The sequence below is a fragment of the Kribbella sp. NPDC056861 genome (assembly GCF_040687575.1).
In the GTDB taxonomy this organism is placed as follows: domain Bacteria; phylum Actinomycetota; class Actinomycetes; order Propionibacteriales; family Kribbellaceae; genus Kribbella.
In genome coordinates, this window is sequence record NZ_JBFBNQ010000008.1 from 73,515 (window position 1) to 88,320 (window position 14,806).

Below are 14,806 nucleotides of genomic sequence, written 5' to 3' on the forward strand. Positions count from 1 at the left end.
CACCCTTGTCCTGGTCACCGGTGCCACCGGCAAGCAAGGCGGCGCCACCGCGCGAGCCCTGCTGGCGGCAGGCGTTCCGGTCCGCGCGCTGGTGCGCGACCCGTCCACCGACCGCGCCAAAGCCGTCGAGGCGCTAGGCGCGGAGTTGGTCACGGGCGACCTGCTCGACCGCGATTCCGTGATCGCAGCAGCCAAGGGCGCTCGCGCCGTCTTCTCCGTGCAGATGCCCGCGTTCACCGGCGAGGGCTTCGACCACGCCGGAGAGGTTGCCCAAGGCACCAATCTGGTCGAGGCCGCGCAGGCGGCCGGTGTCCGGCAGTTCGTGCACACCTCGGTCACCGGGGCCGGTCAGCACACTCAGGAGCCTGGCTGGGCCGAAGGCCGCTGGGCGTCGGCGGAACCGACCATGACCGCCAAGGCCGCGATCCAGGACCTGGTCCGGGAGGCCGGCTTCCAGCACTGGACCCTGCTCAAGCCCGGCTTCTTCATGGAGAACTTCTTCCCCTCCGTCCGGTTCCTCTTCCCGCGCGGCATCGAGGGCGGCCTGGTGAGCGTCCTGAATCCAGAGACGAAGGTGTCCTTGGTCGCGGTGGACGACATCGGCGCGGCAGCCGCCGCGGCCTTCACCGCACCGGAGAGGTTCCATCAGGTCGAGCTGGAACTGGCCAGCGACTACCTGTCGATGACGGAGATCGCCGAGGTGTTGTCCCGGGCGCTGGGCGCGCAACTCTCGGCGCCGGACCTGAACGAGGAGCAGGCGCTCGCCGCCGGGATGCCGGAGATGGGCGCCTCGCACGAGCGCCTGAACGTGACGGGCATGCCCGCGCGTCCGGAGTACGCGAGGGAGCTCGGGATCTCGCTCACCAGCTTCGACGACTGGGCGCAGCTGAACCTGCACCCAGACGCCTGAGCACTACTCCTCGGCGCCGGGCTTGCCCTCGCGCCACTCGCGCTCGAACGGGAGACGCCAGGCGTGCGGCGCGATCAGCTGGTGGATCGCGTTCGGTCCCCAGGTGCCGGGGGCATAGGTCTTGACCGGCGGCGGGTCCTCCAGGAGCAGGGTGGAGTTCTCCCAGAGTGACTCGATGCCCTCGGCGGTGGTGAACAACGTGTGGTCACCGCGCATCGCGTCCAGGATCAGCCGCTCGTAGGCCTCCAGTACGTCGCCCGCCGTCGCCGTCTCCTGGGTCGAGAACTGCATCGACAACTTCTCCAGCCGCATCCCCGGGCCGGGGCGCTTGCCGTAGAAGGACAGCGAGACCCGGGACGAGTCGGCCAGGTCGAAGGTCAGGTGGTCCGGGCCCTGCGAGCCGACCCCGGAGCCGGCCGGGAACATCGTCTTCGGCGCCTCCTTGAAGGCGATCGAGATGATCCGCATCCCCTCGGCCATCTTCTTGCCGGTGCGCAGGTAGAACGGCACCCCGGCCCAGCGCCAGTTGTCGATCCCGACCTTCATCGCGATGAAGGTCTCGGTGTCGGAGTCGCGGGCGACGCCCTCCTCGCCGCGGTAGCCGCCGTACTGGCCGCGGACCACGTCGGTCGGCTGGATCATCAGCATCGACCGGAAGACCTTGTTCTTCTCCTCCGAGATGGCCCGCGGCTCCAGCGCGGTCGGCGGCTCCATCGCCACGAACGCCAGCACCTGCAGGACGTGCGTGACCACCATGTCCTTGAACGCGCCGGTCGGCTCGTAGAAGGTGGCGCGCTGGTCCAGGCCGAGCGACTCGGGGATGTCGATCTGGATGTGGTCGATGAAGTTGCGGTTCCAGATCGGCTCGAACAGCCCGTTGGCGAACCGGAAGGCGAGGATGTTCTGCGCCGCCTCCTTGCCGAGGAAGTGGTCGATCCGGAAGATCTGCGACTCGTCGAAGGTCTCGTGCACGAAGTCGTTCAGCTCGATCGCCGACTCCAGGTCGTCGCCGAACGGCTTCTCCATCACCACCCGGGCCCGGTCGACCAGGTCGGCGTCGCGCAGCATCTGGATCACCGAGCGGGCGGCCTTCGGCGGCACCGACAGGTAGTGCAGCCGGCGCACGTCCGGCCCGAGCACGACCTCGGCCGTCTTCACCGCGGCCGCGAGCGCGTCCGGGCCCTCCTTGGTCGAGACGTAGACCAGCCGGTCGGAGAACTGCGCCCACTCCTCCTCGGTGATCTTGTGCGTGCCGTAGGTGTCCACCGCGAGCCGTGCCCGGGCCCGGAACTCGTCGGTGGTCAGCTCCTCCATCGCCGTCCCGATGATCCGTACGTCGGGAGCGAACCGGTTCTGCTGCAGGTAGGCCAGCCCCGGCAGCAGCTTGCGCTTGGCCAGGTCGCCGGTCGCCCCGAACAACACGATCACATGCGGCGCCAACGGCTCCGGATCACGCCGCGAAGGCCGCGAACCAGGCGCCGGGTAGGCGATCGTCTGAGTACGGGAATCGGTCATTCTGAGTCCTCCTGGCGACGACCGGCCGGCAACGCCCTCAGTGTAGGCGCGCCGTGTTACGACAAGCCTGCATAGGCGGCCATCACGAGGCTCAGTCCTCGTTCGTCGCCGAAGGGACCTTCTTCCAGCATCTGGTTCATCGCGTAGGCGACGGTCAGGCGTTGCTTCAGGTCGACCAGGACGAGTGAGCCGCCCCAGCCGCCCCAGGTGCAGATGCTGTCCTGCATCAGGCTGTAGCCCATCCCGTAGCGGACCTTACGGCGTAGTACCTCGTCGTCGCCGAAGAACTGCTCGTCCAGCACTCGCCGGCAGCCGGCCTCCGACAGCAACCGCACGCCTCGCGCCTGGCCGCCGTTGGCCAGCACCGACTGGACCGCCGCGATGGATCGCGCGTTGCCGAAGCCGCTCGCCGACGGAATGTCCGCCCGCCGCCAGGCCTTCGTGTTGGCGACCTCGGCCGGCATCGGCGGATTGGCCTCACCGTGCGGGATGTAGTTGGGCGCGCGAGTCAGCGCCGGAATGATCGGCGCCACCCGATGATCGTGCTCAGCGGGCAGCCCCAGGTGGAAGTCGGCCCCGAGCGGCCCGGCGACCTCCTCGGCGAAGAAGACCCCGAGACCGCGGCCCGTGATGCGGCGGACCACCTCGCCGAGCAGATACCCCTGAGTCATCGAGTGGTACGCACCCACAGTGCCCGGCTCCGACCGCAGCTCCTGCGCGGCCAGCAGCTCCGTCATCAGCGACCAGTCGTAGAGCTGCTCGGTCCGCAACGGCTCAACCCAGGTTGACAGTCCCGAGGTGTGCCCGAGCACCTGCCGCACCAGCACCTTTTCCTTGCCCGCGGCACCGAACTCGGGCCAGTACCGCGCCACCGGCGCATCCAGGTCGAGCACGCCACGGTCGGCGAGGATCAGGGCACACAACGCGGCCATCGTCTTGGTGGTCGACCAGACACAGGTGATCGTGTCCCGCTCCCACGGCCGGGTGCGCTGCGCGTCGGCGTACCCGCCCCACAGATCAACTACCGGCTCATCCCCGACAAACACAGCGACAGAGGCACCAACGTCCTGCCCGTCGAGACAGACAGCCAGAGCCTCCCGCACTGCGTTGAACCGCTGGTCGCAGTCCCCGTGGATCTCGGCCATGGCGCCTGTCGAACCCCCATACATGACGGTGGGCGATTCAGCCTCACGTTTCCGCGAGAATGAACCGCCCAGATCGATCGCGCGCCCCCGGCAGGATTCGAACCTGCGCACCCGCCTCCGGAGGGCGGTGCTCTATCCCCTGAGCTACGGGGGCTCAGGAACGAGCAGAACTTTAGCAGGGATTTCGGGCGGGGTTTGCACGGGGGAGACCCTGACCTGTCCCTGGTGCTTCCGCGCGGCGGGATCTCCGGTGTGCCGGCAGGCGTCATAGTGGTCGTAAGTCCAAGCACTGAAAGGAAAACGACTCATGGCTAGCTCTTTGGTCCGTCCGTCCAGCGGTCGCTGGTTCGGTGGTGTCTGTGCGGGACTCGCGCGCCGGTTCAACATGTCGCCGAACACGGTCCGGCTGATCTTCGTGGTCAGCTGCCTGCTGCCCGGCCCGCAGATCCTGCTCTACATCGCGCTGTGGTTGCTGATGCCGTCGGAGCGCTGACGCGGGTGGCATGAAACCCTGCTCCCCATGAGAGCGGGTCTGGTGGTCGCCGTGGCGCTGAGCCTGGTGCCCTTGCTGAGCGGCTGCCAGGTCGGCCCCGCGGAGCCGGGGCCGGCCGAGATCCGGACCGGCCCGCCGCCGTGGGACGCGCCGCGCGACGCGGTCTCGTACGTCGACAAGGCGGGGTTCGAGCGGTTGCCGCTCGACTTCAGCGGGCCGGCGCCGTACTCGGTGCAGTTGCTGGTCAGCGTCGACGGCAAACCGGTGCAGATCCCGGCGGACATCGGCGTCGACCGGGTCCGCGCCGAGCAGGCGGCGATCCACACCCACGGCACCGACGGGGTGGTGTTCGTGGAGGCGAAGACGAAGGCCGAACGTCCCACCTTGAACCAGTTCTTCACCCTCTGGGGAGTCCGGTACGACGCCCGCTGCCTGGCCGACGCCTGCGGCTCGCTGACCGTCCGGGTGAACGGCGAACCGGCCGCCTGGGACACCAAACTCCCGCGCGAGAGCCTGATCCACGTCGACGCCAAGCACTGAGTCCTTGGTGGCAGGAACCGGGCAGGCTGCGTCGGTACTCCGCCGTAAACGCTTGGCTGAGGTGATGAACAGCAAGCTCACTGTGTTGACTGTCATCGCAGCGCTGGCCCTGTCGCCGACGCTGGCCGCCTGCGGCGGCGGCGAAGACCAGCCGAAGTCCGCTCCCAGCGCGAGCGGGAGCACGAGCGAGAGCGAAGCGCCGCCGAGCACCGGCGCCAGCGAGACGCCGCCGAGCATCAGCGCCAGCACGCCCGCCAGCACGCCCGGCACAACCGCCACCGCGACGCCCCCGCCCGCACTGCCGTCTGCCACCCCGCCGCCGGCGAAGCCGACGCCCGCCAAGCCGGCCCCCACCGCTGCCAACGGCACCAACTACAAGTCCTGCTCCGACGGCCGCTGCGAGGTCGCCGTCCGCACCGGCACCCGGCTACCGGTCAAAGCCAGCCTGCTCGGCTTCACGAACGTGCTCGTCATCAACCGGGTCAGCGACGGCTCCGTCGCCTACGGCGCCAAGGGCGGCTGCTGCAGTATCAGCACCAGCGCCCAGAAGCCCGGCGGCAGTTACATCCTCAACAACCTGAAGGTGACCACCGTCGCGGTGGCCGGCAAAACCGCCATCCTGCGCCTCAGCCCCGCCTGAGCCGGCCGCCTCCGAGCGGCGCCGTACCGGGCTGTGGATACTGAGTCAAGGGTTTGGGCGGCTGGCCATTAGGCTGGGCCGGTGACTCCGGAACAGCTCGCTGAGAAGATTCTGTTGGCCCTGACCGCGCTCGTCGGTGACGGGACGATCACGGTCGAGGGTGGCCTGCCTGCCGAGCTGAAGGTGGAGCGGCCCAAGAACCCCGAGCACGGTGACTACGCGACCAACATCGCGATGCAGCTGGGCAAGCGCTCCAGCCTCGGCAACCCGCGCAAGCTGGCCGAGCTGCTGGCCGCCAAGCTGCAGGACGACGACGCCATCACCGCGGTCGAGATCGCCGGTCCCGGCTTCATCAATATTCGGGTCGCCGCCGACGCGCAGGGCAAGATCGCGGCGCAGATCCTCGAGGCCGGCGCGGCGTACGGGTCGACCGACTCGCTCAAGGGCCAGCCGATCAACCTGGAGTTCATCTCCGCCAACCCGACCGGCCCGCTGCATCTGGGCCACACCCGCTGGGCCGCCGTCGGCGACGCGCTGGCCCGGGTGCTGATCGCGGCCGGCGCCAAAGTGACCCGCGAGTTCTACGTGAACGACCGCGGCGCCCAGATGGAGAAGTTCGGCGCCTCGCTGCAGGCCGCCGCGCACGGCGTACCGGTGCCGGAGGACGGCTACCACGGTGAGTACATCAACGATCTCGCCGCCCGGATCGTCGCCGAGGAGCCCGGGATCAAGGAGCTGCCCGAGGCCGAGCAGCTGGTCGCGTTCCGCGAGGCCGGCTACGTCCGCCAGCTCAAGGACCAGCAGGACCAGCTGGCGCACTTCCGGACCGAGTTCGACGTCTGGACCTCCGAGCGCAGCCTGCACGAGCAGGACGGCGTCGGCCACGCGATCGAGAAGCTCCGCGCGCAGGGCCACCTGTACGACGCGGACGACGCGCTCTGGATGCGCACCACCGACTTCACCGACGACAAGGACCGGGTGCTGATCCGGACCAACGGTGATCCGACCTACTTCGCCTCCGACGCCGCGTACTACGTGAACAAGCGCGAGCGCAGTTTCGAGGTCTGCATCTACCTGCTCGGCGCCGACCACCACGGTTACGTGAACCGGCTGAAGGCGATCGCGGCCTGTGCCGGCGACGACCCCGAGCACAACATCGAGATCCTGATCGGCCAGCTCGTCAAGATCCTCAAGAACGGCGAGGAGATGAAGCTGTCCAAGCGGGCCGGCACCATCGTCACGCTGGCCGAGCTGGTCGAGGAGAGCGGCGTCGACCCGCTGCGCTACACGCTGTGCCGCTACCCGGTCGACTCCCCGCTGACGCTGGACATCGAGGAGATGACCCGCCAGGTCAGCGAGAACCCGGTGTACTACGTGCAGTACGCGCACGCCCGGCTGGCCTCGATCCTGCGCAACGCCGACGAGCTCGGGATCAAGCTGGACGAGTTCGAGCCCGGCCTGCTCAGTCACGAGAAGGAGGGCGACCTGCTCCGCGCACTCGCCGACTTCCCGCGGGTGGTCGCCACCTCCGCCGAGCTGCGCGAGCCGCACCGGGTCGCCCGCTACCTGGAGGACACCGCCGCGGCGTTCCACAAGTTCTACGACGTCTGCCGGGTGCTCCCGCGGGGCGACGAGGAGACCGAACCGGTGCACAAGGCCCGCCTGACGCTGGTCGGCGCCACCAAGACCGTGCTCGCCAACGGGTTGGACCTGCTCGGCGTCTCCGCTCCGGAGCGGATGTGAGGGCGCACGAGGCGGGCACGCTGCACGCCGACATCGGGCACAAGGCACCACCGTGGTTGCGCGCGCCGCGTGACCCCAACGACCTGGTCACCGCGCTCTGGTCGAACACGGCGAAGAAGAACGCCGAAGGCGCGCTCGAGGTCGGCGGCGTCGACCTGCGCGACCTGGTCGCCGAGCACGGCAGTCCGGCGTACGTGCTGGACGAGGACGACTTCCGCGCCCGGGCGCGCGCGTTCAAGGTCGCCTTCAAGGACTCCGACGTTTACTACGCGGGCAAGGCGTTCCTCTGCACGACAGTGGTCCGCTGGGTGATGGAGGAGGGGCTCAACCTCGACATCTGCTCCGGCGGCGAACTGGCTGTCGCGCTGCGGGCCGGAGCCGATCCGAAGCGGCTCGGTTTCCACGGCAACAACAAGTCGGTGGCGGAGCTGGCCCGGGCGCTCGACGCGGGGGTCGGCCGGATCATCGTCGACTCGCAGTACGAGATCTCCCGGCTGATCGAGCTGGCCGCCGAGCGCGGGGTGGTGGCGCCGGTGATGGTCCGGGTCACCGCGGGCGTCGAGGCACACACCCACGAGTACATCGCGACCGCGCACGAGGACCAGAAGTTCGGCTTCTCGATCACCTCCGGCGCGGCCTTCGAAGCCGTTGCCCGGGTCAACGAAGCGGCCGAGCTGGAGCTGCTCGGCCTGCATTCGCACATCGGCTCGCAGATCTTCGACACGTCCGGGTTCGAGCTGGCCGCCAAGCGGCTGATCGCCTTGCACGCAAGGGTTTCCGAGGAGCTCGGCGCCGACATGCCGGAGCTCGACCTGGGCGGTGGTTTCGGCATCGCCTACACCACCCAGGACGACCCGGCCGACCCCGCGCAGCTGGCCACCGAGATGGGCAAGATCATCGAGCACGAGTGCCGCGCGTACAGCGTCGAGGCGCCGCGGCTCTCGATCGAGCCCGGCCGCGCGATCGTCGGCCCGGCGGTCTGCACGGTCTACACCGTCGGCACGGTCAAGGAGGTCGCGCTCGACGCGGGCGCGCAGCGCACCTACGTCTCCGTCGACGGCGGGATGAGCGACAACATCCGCACCGCGCTGTACGACGCGGACTACTCCTGCACGCTCGCCAGCCGGTACGCCGACTCCACCCCGACGCTGGCCCGGGTGGTCGGCAAGCACTGCGAGTCCGGCGACATCGTGGTCAAGGACGAGTTCCTGCCCGCCGACGTCACCCCCGGCGACCTCGTCGCCGTACCGGGCACCGGCGCCTACTGCCGCTCGATGGCGAGCAACTACAACCACGTACCGCGGCCACCGGTGATCGCGGTCAAGGACGGACAGACCCGGGTCGTGGTCCGTCGCGAGACCGAGGACGACATGCTTGCACTGGACATGGGGGCCGAGTGAACTCGTCAGCCAAACCCTTGAAGGTGGCGCTGCTGGGCTGCGGCGTCGTCGGCACCGAGGTGGTCCGGATCCTGACCGAGCGGGCCGACGACCTGGCCGCCCGGGTCGGCGCTCCCTTGGAGATCGCCGGCATCGCCGTCCGCCGGGGCGGCCGGGCCCGTGACATCGCGGTCGACCCCGCGCTGATCACCACCGACGCGCAGGCGCTGGTCGCGCGCGACGACCTGGACCTGGTGATCGAGGTGATCGGCGGGATCGAGCCGGCCCGCAGTCTGATCCTGACCGCGCTCGAGCACGGCGCCTCGGTCGTCACGGCCAACAAGGCGCTGCTGGCCGAGGACGGCCCGACCCTGTTCGCCGCCGCCGAGAAGTACGAGCGCGACCTGTACTTCGAGGCCGCCGTGGCCGGGGCGATCCCGATCCTGCGGCCGCTGCGCGAGTCGCTGGCCGGTGACGACGTGACCCGGGTGATGGGCATCGTCAACGGCACCACGAACTACATCCTGGACAAGATGGACTCCACCGGCGCCGGCTTCGACGAGGCGCTGGAGGAGGCCCAGGCGCTCGGGTACGCCGAGGCCGACCCGACCGCCGACATCGAGGGCTTCGACGCCGCGGCCAAGGCGGCGCTGCTGGCCAGCCTGGCCTTCCACACCCGGGTCTCGATCTCCGACGTGCACCGCGAGGGCATCACCGAGGTCTCCGCGACCGACATCGCCTCGGCCCGCGAGATGGGCTGCGTGGTGAAGTTCCTGGCGATCTGCGAACTGGACGAGGCCAACGACTCGGTCAGCGCCCGGGTCTACCCGGCGATGATCCCGCTGAGCCATCCGCTGGCCTCGGTCCGGGACGCGTTCAACGCCGTCTTCGTGGAATCCAAAGCGGCCGGCCAGCTGATGTTCTATGGTCGGGGGGCCGGCGGTGCCCCGACGGCCAGCGCTGTCCTCGGGGATCTGGTATCCGCCGCGCGCAACCGGCTCAAGGGCGTGCCGGGGGTCGGCGAGTCGTCGTACACCCAGCGGGCCGCCCGTCCGATGGGAGCGACCCGGACTCGCTATCACGTGTCGCTGGACGTGGCCGACAAGGCCGGCGTGCTGGCGGCGGTGGCCCAGGCGTTCTCCGAGCACGGCGTGTCGATCCAGACCGTCCGCCAGGAGGGCCGGGGCGGGGAGGCGCAGCTCGTCGTCGTCACCCATACCGCCACCGACGCCGCACTCTCCGCGACCGTGGAAGCCCTGCGCGACATGGACATCGTCCGTGAGGTCAGCAGTGTGATGCGGGTCGAAGGAGACTAGAAAATGGCGCAGCAGCGGCCACATCAGTGGCGAGGCGTGATCGAGGAATACCGCGACCGGCTGCCGGTCTCGACGGACACTCCGGTGGTCACGCTCGGCGAAGGCGGTACGCCGCTGGTGGCCGCCCAATGGCTGAGCGAGCAGACCGGCTGCGAGGTCTGGCTCAAGGTCGAGGGCAACAACCCGACCGGTTCGTTCAAGGACCGGGGCATGACGATGGCGATCTCGCTGGCCGCGCAGGCCGGTGACAAGGCCGTCGTCTGCGCCTCGACCGGGAACACCTCGGCCTCGGCCGCGGCGTACGCCGTCCGGGCGGGGATGTTGCCACTGGTGCTGATCCCGGCCGGCCGGATCGCGAAGGGCAAGCTGGCCCAGGCGATCGTGCACGGCGCGAAACTGGTCTCGATCGACGGCGGCTTCGACGACTGCCTGCGGATCGTGCGTGAGCTGGGCAAGCACTACCCGGTCGCGCTGGTGAACTCGGTCAACCCGGTCCGGCTGGAAGGCCAGAAGACCGCGGCGTTCGAGGTCGTCGACGCGCTCGGCGACGCCCCTGACCTGCACGTGCTGCCGGTCGGCAACGCGGGCAACATCGCGGCGTACTGGAAGGGCTACCGGGAGTACGAGCAGGACAGGATCTCCTCGAAATCCCCGCAGATGTGGGGCTTCCAGGCCGAAGGCGCGGCGCCGCTGGTGACCGGGCGGATCGTCGAGAAGCCGGACACCCAGGCGACCGCGATCCGGGTCGGCAACCCGGCGTCCTGGACGCTGGCCGAGGCCGCGCGGGACGAGTCGGGCGGCCGGATCGAGGCCGTCAGCGACGACCAGATCCTGTCCGCGCAACGCGATCTGGCGGCGCGTGAAGGCGTCTTCGTCGAGCCCGCTTCGGCGGCCGGCGTGGCCGGACTGCTGGCCACCAAGGCCGCGGGCCGGCTGGACGGCGGCTCGACCATCGTGATCACGGTGACGGGTCACGGCCTCAAGGACATCGACACCGCTCTGTCCTACGCGACTGTCGCGGAGTCGCCGGTGACCCCGGCCGACACCGACGCGGTGGCCCGCGTCGCCGGGCTGGTGTGAGTTGACGCCGGCGACGGGTGGACCGGTCCGCGTCCGGGTCCCGGCCACCAGCGCGAATCTGGGCCCCGGCTTCGACGCGCTCGGTCTGGCCCTGACCCGGTACGACGAACTGACGGTGACCCCCGGTGGTTCCGGGGTCACCGTCGAGGTGACCGGGCCCGGCGAGGGCGAGGTCGCGATGGACGAGACGCATCTGGTGGTGCGCTCGATCCGGGCCGGGCTGGAGTCGCTGGGTGCCTCGGTGCCCGGCTTCACGCTGCGCTGCGAGAACAGGATTCCGCATGGTCGCGGGCTGGGTTCGTCGTCGGCCGCGATCGTCGGCGGCATCGCAGCGGCGTACGGGCTGGCGGGGGTGCCGCTCGATCGCGAGCACGTCGTCGAGTTGGCGAATGAGATCGAGGGTCACCCCGACAACGTGGCCGCGAGCGCGCTGGGCGGTTTCACGATCGCGTGGACCGAAGGCGAGACCGGCCGGGCGATCCGGTTGGAGCCGGTGGCCGAGATGTCGGTGGACGCGTACGTCCCGGCGACCCGGGTGCTGACCAAAGAGGCTCGCGGGTTGCTGCCCGGCGCAGTACCGCATGGGGATGCGGCGGCGAACGCCGGGCGGGCCGCGTTGCTCGTTGCAGCGTTGACGTCGCGGCCCGAGTTGCTGATGACGGCGACCGAGGACTGGCTGCACCAGGAGTACCGCGAGCCGGCCATGCCGGAGAGCCTTGCCCTTGTGCACAAGCTGCGGGGGAGTGGTCTGGCCGCCGTGGTGAGCGGCGCGGGACCGACCGTGCTGGTGCTGGGCGGCCCGTCCGACGGGCCGGACCTCTTGCCGGAGGCCCCTGACGGGTGGCATCGCTACCAGCTCGGGATCGATCCACTGGGCGTACAGGTCTGGTCGGCGGATGCAGAACAACTGCTCGCCGAGGGCGGGAATGAACGGTCGCGGACACGCGTTGAGCACCTTGAGGCAGCAGACTGACCCGTTGTGGTGCTAGTCTCGGTCTCACCCGATCCCCTCCAGGTGATCGGCGAACTCTCGCCGCATCGGGCCAAGGTCCCGGCACCCAGGTGTACGTGGCGCTCTCCCAGCGAAATACTTGCGCCGCCTGCGCCGGACATTTCCGGGGGAACCCAGATTCAGCGAGAGCCGCCTCTCTATACCCCGCGTCGCCGTTTCGTCGGTCGCGGGAGATGATTCCGGGCGATGAGCCTTCAGGACATCGTCCATCCGTGTGGGAAGGACCTCACGTGACAGAAACTGTTGAAGCCTCCGACGGAGCCGGTACCTCGGCCCCGGGCACCGACGCGTCGGCCACGGCCGGGACGCGGCGCCGCAAGACCGGAGGCGGCCTCGAAGGTTTGCTGCTCCCCGAGCTCAAGCAGCTCGCCGGGACGCTTGGCATCAAGGGCACCGGCGCGCTGCGCAAGGGCCAGCTGATCGAGGCGATCAAGGCCAACCAGGCGAGCAGCGGCTCCGGGGGCGGTTCCCGTTCGCGGTCGAGCCAGCCGACCCTGGACGAGGCCGCCGCGGAGCCCGTGGCCGCCAAGGCACCGGCCGCCAAGGCCGCGGCTCCCGCGCAGGACGCGCCGCAGCGCACCGGCAGTCGCCGGACCCGCGCCGCCGCCACCCAGAACGTTGCGGAGCCGGCGCAGACCAGCGCGGACACCGCGCCCCAGAACACTGCTGCGCAGAGCACGACGGCGCAGAACGGCAGCGCGGCGGCCGAGGCCGCCGTCCAGGCGCCGGAGGCTCGTGAGTCGGCCCCGGCCGAGTCCGCCCAGAGCGCGACCGAGACCTCGGACCGCGGCGAGAACCGGGCCGAGCGGAGCGCCGGCACTCGCAGCCGTAGCCGCGACAGCCAGCGTGACGGCCGGGACAGCCAGGCCCGCGATAACCAGCGCGACAGCCGCGACGGCCAGGCCCGTGACGGCCAGGCGCGTGACGCCCGGGACGGCCAGGCCGGTGACGGTCAGGGGCGCGACGCCCGTGACAGCCAGGCTCGTGATGGCCAGGCCCGTGACGCGCGTGACAGCCAGGCCCGCGACGCCGAGGCTCGCGACAGCCAGCAGAACCGTGGCGACAGCCAGCGTGACGGCAACCGCGACACCAACCGGGACAGCGGCCGCGACGGTCAGCAGAACCGGGACGGCGGCCAGAACCGCGCCGACCGGGACGCCAACCGGGACGGCGGCCGCGACAACACCCGCGACGCCAACCGCGACCGGCAGAACCAGGCCGACCGGGGCGAGGAGGGCGAGGGCCGTCGCCGTCGCCGCCGGGGTCGCGACCGTGAGCGCGGTACCGGCGACCGCCCCACGAACGAGCGCAACGACCGCAACGACCGCGGTGGCGAGCGCAACGACCGGGGCGCGCGGGACAACCAGCGCAGCCGCGGCCGTAACGACCGCTTCGAGCCGGAGCCGACGATCAGCGAGGACGACGTCCTGGTCCCGGCCGCGGGCATCCTCGACGTGCTCGACAACTACGCGTTCGTCCGGACCAGCGGCTACCTGCCGGGCCCGAACGACGTGTACGTCGCGCTGTCGATGGTGAAGCGCTACGGCCTGCGCAAGGGTGACGCGATCACCGGCGCGGTGAAGCAGCCGTCGGACGGCGAGCGCAAGGAGAAGTTCAACCCGCTGGTCCGGATCGACACCGTGAACGGGTCGGACCCGGAGGTCGCCAAGCAGCGGCAGGACTTCAACAAGCTGACCCCGCTGTACGCGACCGAGCGGCTCCGGCTGGAGACCGAACCGGGCATCCTGACCACCCGGATCGTCGACATCGTCAGCCCGATCGGCAAGGGCCAGCGCGGCCTGATCGTCTCGCCGCCGAAGGCCGGCAAGACGATGGTGCTGCAGGCGCTGGCGAACGCGATCACCACGAACAACCCCGAAGTGCACCTGATGGTGGTGCTGGTGGACGAGCGGCCCGAAGAGGTCACCGACATGCAGCGCACGGTCAAGGGCGAGGTCATCGCCTCCACCTTCGACCGGCCGGCCGACGACCACACCACGGTCGCGGAGCTGGCGATCGAGCGGGCCAAGCGGCTGGTCGAGCTCGGTCACGACGTGGTCGTCCTGCTCGACTCGATCACCCGCCTCGGCCGGGCGTACAACATCGCGGCCCCGGCCAGCGGCCGGATCCTGTCCGGTGGTGTCGACTCCTCGGCGCTGTACCCGCCGAAGCGGTTCTTCGGCGCGGCCCGCAACATCGAGGACGGCGGCTCGCTGACCATCCTGGCGACGGCGCTGATCGAGACCGGCTCCAAGATGGACGAGGTCATCTTCGAGGAGTTCAAGGGCACCGGCAACATGGAGCTGCGGCTGCGCCGCGAGTTCGCCGACCGCCGGATCTTCCCGGCCATCGACGTGGTCGCCTCCGGTACCCGCCGCGAAGAGCTGCTGATGTCCAAGGACGAGACCGCGGTGGTCTGGAAGCTCCGCCGGGTGCTGTCCGCGCTGGACGGCCAGGCGGCGCTGGAGCTGCTGATCGGCAAGCTCAAGGAGAGCAAGTCGAACATCGAGTTCCTGCTCCAGGTCAACAAGACCACTCCGTCCACGGGTGGCAGCAACGGCCGCAGTACCGACGACGGCAGCTGACGCGGTACCTGCCTGCCTGACCGCGGATCGCCCCGGAATACCGGGGCGATTCGTCAGGTTGGGGCCTGTGATGGCAAACTTGTCTGTTGGTTCCGGTTCACGTTCGCACCTGGCGGACGACCCGGAGCGCCTTACCTGAGGAGACCCATGAAGAGCGACATCCACCCGAACTATGTGGCGACCAAGGTGACCTGTGCCTGTGGTGCCTCGTTCGAGACGCACTCGACCGCCGAGAGTGGCTCCATCCACTCCGACGTCTGCTCGCAGTGCCACCCGTTCTACACCGGCAAGCAGAAGATCCTTGACACCGGTGGCCGCGTCGCCCGCTTCGAGAAGCGGTACGCGAAGAAGTAGCTGCGAAAGCTCTGGGCGAGGTGTGCCTGCGGACAGCGCAGGCCACCTCGCTTTCCCATGTTGTGCGGCTTCGCCGCGAGCGGGGGCTTCGCCA

Annotated in this window: 13 protein-coding genes and 1 tRNA gene; 11 read left to right on the forward strand and 3 right to left on the reverse strand. The window is 69.9% G+C overall.

Annotation, left to right across the window (positions count from 1 at the left end):
• The first annotated feature begins 10 nt into the window (after positions 1–10).
• A complete protein-coding gene (locus tag AB0P21_RS34715) occupies positions 11–910 on the forward strand; it encodes an NmrA/HSCARG family protein (RefSeq protein WP_363703295.1) in 900 nt (299 codons plus the stop codon).
• Positions 911–913: 3 nt separating this feature from the next.
• On the opposite strand, the gene zwf is transcribed toward AB0P21_RS34715, so the two are convergent.
• From zwf to AB0P21_RS34730, 3 genes are all read right to left on the reverse strand, one after another.
• Complete coding sequence (gene zwf, locus AB0P21_RS34720) at positions 914–2,425, reverse strand: glucose-6-phosphate dehydrogenase (protein ID WP_363702479.1); 1,512 nt, start codon at positions 2,423–2,425, stop codon at positions 914–916.
• Between the two features lie 56 nt (positions 2,426–2,481).
• Positions 2,482–3,570 carry a serine hydrolase domain-containing protein gene (locus AB0P21_RS34725; RefSeq protein ID WP_363702481.1) on the reverse strand — a complete coding sequence of 363 codons (1,089 nt, stop codon included), beginning with the start codon at positions 3,568–3,570 and terminating at the stop codon, positions 2,482–2,484.
• A gap of 82 nt (positions 3,571–3,652) precedes the next feature.
• Positions 3,653–3,724 (reverse strand) — tRNA-Arg (locus AB0P21_RS34730).
• A gap of 153 nt (positions 3,725–3,877) precedes the next feature.
• On the opposite strand from AB0P21_RS34730, the gene AB0P21_RS34735 reads away from it, so the two are divergent.
• The 10 genes from AB0P21_RS34735 to rpmE all read left to right on the forward strand — a co-directional run bounded on the left by AB0P21_RS34735 (position 3,878) and on the right by rpmE (position 14,712).
• Positions 3,878–4,063 (forward strand): PspC domain-containing protein, encoded by a 186-nt coding sequence (locus AB0P21_RS34735; RefSeq protein WP_363702483.1) that lies wholly within the window; start codon positions 3,878–3,880, stop codon positions 4,061–4,063.
• A gap of 27 nt (positions 4,064–4,090) precedes the next feature.
• Positions 4,091–4,603: a hypothetical protein gene (locus AB0P21_RS34740; protein WP_363702485.1), complete on the forward strand. Its 513-nt coding sequence runs from the start codon at positions 4,091–4,093 to the stop codon at positions 4,601–4,603.
• A 64-nt stretch (positions 4,604–4,667) separates the two neighbouring features.
• Complete coding sequence (locus AB0P21_RS34745) at positions 4,668–5,243, forward strand: hypothetical protein (RefSeq protein ID WP_363702487.1); 576 nt, start codon at positions 4,668–4,670, stop codon at positions 5,241–5,243.
• 81 nt (positions 5,244–5,324) lie between these two features.
• Positions 5,325–6,986 (forward strand): arginine--tRNA ligase, encoded by a 1,662-nt coding sequence (gene argS, locus AB0P21_RS34750; RefSeq protein WP_363702489.1) that lies wholly within the window; start codon positions 5,325–5,327, stop codon positions 6,984–6,986.
• A complete protein-coding gene (gene lysA, locus AB0P21_RS34755; protein WP_363702491.1) occupies positions 6,983–8,386 on the forward strand; it encodes a diaminopimelate decarboxylase in 1,404 nt (467 codons plus the stop codon). The genes argS and lysA overlap by 4 nt, the downstream gene beginning before the upstream one ends.
• A complete protein-coding gene (locus AB0P21_RS34760; protein WP_363702493.1) occupies positions 8,383–9,681 on the forward strand; it encodes a homoserine dehydrogenase in 1,299 nt (432 codons plus the stop codon). The genes lysA and AB0P21_RS34760 overlap by 4 nt, the downstream gene beginning before the upstream one ends.
• 3 nt (positions 9,682–9,684) lie before the next feature.
• A complete protein-coding gene (gene thrC, locus AB0P21_RS34765; RefSeq protein ID WP_363702495.1) occupies positions 9,685–10,761 on the forward strand; it encodes a threonine synthase in 1,077 nt (358 codons plus the stop codon).
• 1 nt (position 10,762) lies between these two features.
• Complete coding sequence (thrB, locus tag AB0P21_RS34770) at positions 10,763–11,734, forward strand: homoserine kinase (RefSeq protein WP_363702497.1); 972 nt, start codon at positions 10,763–10,765, stop codon at positions 11,732–11,734.
• Positions 11,735–12,003: 269 nt separating this feature from the next.
• Positions 12,004–14,358: a transcription termination factor Rho gene (gene rho, locus AB0P21_RS34775; protein WP_363702499.1), complete on the forward strand. Its 2,355-nt coding sequence runs from the start codon at positions 12,004–12,006 to the stop codon at positions 14,356–14,358.
• A gap of 147 nt (positions 14,359–14,505) precedes the next feature.
• The gene (gene rpmE, locus AB0P21_RS34780; RefSeq protein WP_363702501.1) at positions 14,506–14,712 is read left to right on the forward strand and encodes a 50S ribosomal protein L31; all 207 of its coding nucleotides are present in this window, start codon (positions 14,506–14,508) and stop codon (positions 14,710–14,712) included.
• The last annotated feature ends 94 nt before the right edge of the window (positions 14,713–14,806 follow it).